Annotated in this window: 1 rRNA gene; it reads right to left on the minus strand. The window is 50.7% G+C overall.

Annotated features, from left to right (window positions below):
* Positions 1–22: 22 nt before the first annotated feature.
* A 23S ribosomal RNA gene (locus ACHUFW_RS21720) occupies positions 23–2,916 on the minus strand.
* Positions 2,917–3,040: the final 124 nt, after the last annotated feature.

The following is a 3,040-nucleotide window of genomic DNA, read 5'->3' on the forward strand; positions in this document are numbered from 1 at the left end:
TAGTAAAACCCATTAGGGTTGTATGGTTAAGCCTCACGAGTCATTAGTACATGTTAGCTCAACGCCTCACAACGCTTACACACCATGCCTATCAACGTCCTAGTCTCGAACGGCTCTTTAGAGGAATTAAATTCCTAGGGATGACTCATCTTAGGACTCGCTTCCCGCTTAGATGCTTTCAGCGGTTATCGATTCCGAACGTAGCTACCGGGCAATGCGATTGGCATCACAACCCGAACACCAGCGGTTCGTCCACTCCGGTCCTCTCGTACTAGGAGCAGCTTCCTTCAATCATCCAACGCCCACGGCAGATAGGGACCGAACTGTCTCACGACGTTCTGAACCCAGCTCGCGTACCACTTTAAATGGCGAACAGCCATACCCTTGGGACCGACTTCAGCCCCAGGATGTGATGAGCCGACATCGAGGTGCCAAACACCGCCGTCGATATGAACTCTTGGGCGGTATCAGCCTGTTATCCCCGGAGTACCTTTTATCCGTTGAGCGATGGCCCTTCCATTCAGAACCACCGGATCACTATGACCTGCTTTCGCACCTGCTCGACGTGTATGTCTCGCAGTTAAGCTGGCTTATGCCATTGCACTAACCGTACGATGTCCGACCGTACTTAGCCAACCTTCGTGCTCCTCCGTTACTCTTTGGGAGGAGACCGCCCCAGTCAAACTACCCACCAGGCACTGTCCTCAACCCCGATTCAGGGGCCAGAGTTAGAACATCAACACTACAAGGGTGGTATTTCAAGGTTGACTCCACAAGAACTGGCGTTCCCGCTTCAAAGTCTCCCACCTATCCTACACATGTAGGGTCAATGTTCAGTGCCAAGCTATAGTAAAGGTTCACGGGGTCTTTCCGTCTAGCCGCGGGTATACGGCATCTTCACCGCAATTTCAACTTCACTGAGTCTCGGCTGGAGACAGCGTGGCCATCATTACGCCATTCGTGCAGGTCGGAACTTACCCGACAAGGAATTTCGCTACCTTAGGACCGTTATAGTTACGGCCGCCGTTTACCGGGGCTTCGATCATGAGCTTCTCCGAAGATAACCCAATCAATTAACCTTCCGGCACCGGGCAGGCGTCATACCGTATACGTCATCTTGCGATTTTGCACAGTACTGTGTTTTTGATAAACAGTTGCAGCCACCTGGTATCTGCGACTGCCGTCAGCTTAGGGAGCAAGTCCCATCACCAACAGCAGCGTACCTTCTCCCGAAGTTACGGTACCATTTTGCCTAGTTCCTTCAGCCGAGTTCTCTCAAGCGCCTTGGTATTCTCTACCCGACCACCTGTGTCGGTTTGGGGTACGATTCCTACTAACCTGAAGCTTAGAAGATTTTCCTGGAAGCATGGCATCAACTACTTCAGTCCCTTGGGACTTCGTCATCAACTCTCAGTGTATGTGCACCCGGATTTGCCTAAGTGCACCACCTACAGCCTTAAACGCGGACAACCAACGCCGCGCTAGCCTAGCCTTCTCCGTCTCTCCATCGCAGTTAGCAGAAGTACGGGAATATTAACCCGTTTCCCATCGACTACGCCTTTCGGCCTCGCCTTAGGGGTCGACTCACCCTGCCCCGATTAACGTTGGACAGGAACCCTTGGTCTTTCGGCGAGGGAGTTTTTCACTCCCTTTATCGTTACTCATGTCAGCATTCGCACTTCTGATACGTCCAGCGTGGGTTACCCCTTCGCCTTCAACCGCTTACAGAACGCTCCTCTACCGCACCCACCTAATGGTGAGTACCCATAGCTTCGGTGTATTGCTTAGCCCCGTTAAATCTTCCGCGCAGGCCGACTCGACTAGTGAGCTATTACGCTTTCTTTAAATGATGGCTGCTTCTAAGCCAACATCCTAGCTGTCTAAGCCTTCCCACATCGTTTCCCACTTAGCAATAACTTTGGGACCTTAGCTGATGGTCTGGGTTGTTTCCCTTTCCACGACGGACGTTAGCACCCGCCGTGTGTCTCCCGAGTAGTACTCATTGGTATTCGGAGTTTGCAAAGGGTTGGTAAGTCGGGATGACCCCCTAGCCTTAACAGTGCTCTACCCCCAATGGTATTCGCTCGAGGCGCTACCTAAATAGCTTTCGAGGAGAACCAGATATCTCCCGGTTTGATTGGCCTTTCACCCCCAGCCACAAGTCATCACCGCATTTTTCAACATACGTGTGTTCGGTCCTCCAGTTGATGTTACTCAACCTTCAACCTGCCCATGGCTAGATCACCGGGTTTCGGGTCTACACCTTGCAACTAAACGCGCAGTTAACACTCGGTTTCCCTACGGCTCCGCTATTCGCTTAACCTCGCTACAAAATGTAAGTCGCTGACCCATTATACAAAAGGTACGCAGTCACGGTCTCAAGAACCGCTCCCACTGCTTGTACGTATACGGTTTCAGGTTCTATTTCACTCCCCTCACAGGGGTTCTTTTCGCCTTTCCCTCACGGTACTGGTTCACTATCGGTCAGTCAGGAGTATTTAGCCTTGGAGGATGGTCCCCCCATGTTCAGACAAGATGTCACGTGTCCCGTCCTACTCGATTTCACGTAAAGTTAGTTTTCATGTACGGGGCTATCACCCTGTGCCGCTGTGCTTTCCAACACATTCCACTAACACCCTCTACGCTTAAGGGCTAATCCCCGTTCGCTCGCCGCTACTAGGGGAATCTCGGTTGATTTCTTTTCCTCCGGGTACTTAGATGTTTCAGTTCCCCGGGTTTGCCTCCCAACGCTATGTATTCACGTTGGGATACTTACTTATGTAAGTGGGTTTCCCCATTCGGACATCGTTAGCTCAAATGCTTGTTACTAGCTCGCCAACGCTTTTCGCAAGTTACTACGTCCTTCATCGCCTCTGACTGCCAAGGCATCCACCGTATACGCTTAGTCACTTAACCATACAACCCAAATGAGTTTCACTTGAGTTGCACCGCAACTAATGGTGTTTACTTTCGCCAAAAAGATTTCCAAAGCACTTGATTAAAGTGTTTGAGAACTCAATTTTTAATTTCGCAATAATCT

It is taken from the genome of Shewanella waksmanii (assembly GCF_043643685.1).
In the GTDB taxonomy this organism is placed as follows: domain Bacteria; phylum Pseudomonadota; class Gammaproteobacteria; order Enterobacterales; family Shewanellaceae; genus Shewanella; species Shewanella waksmanii_A.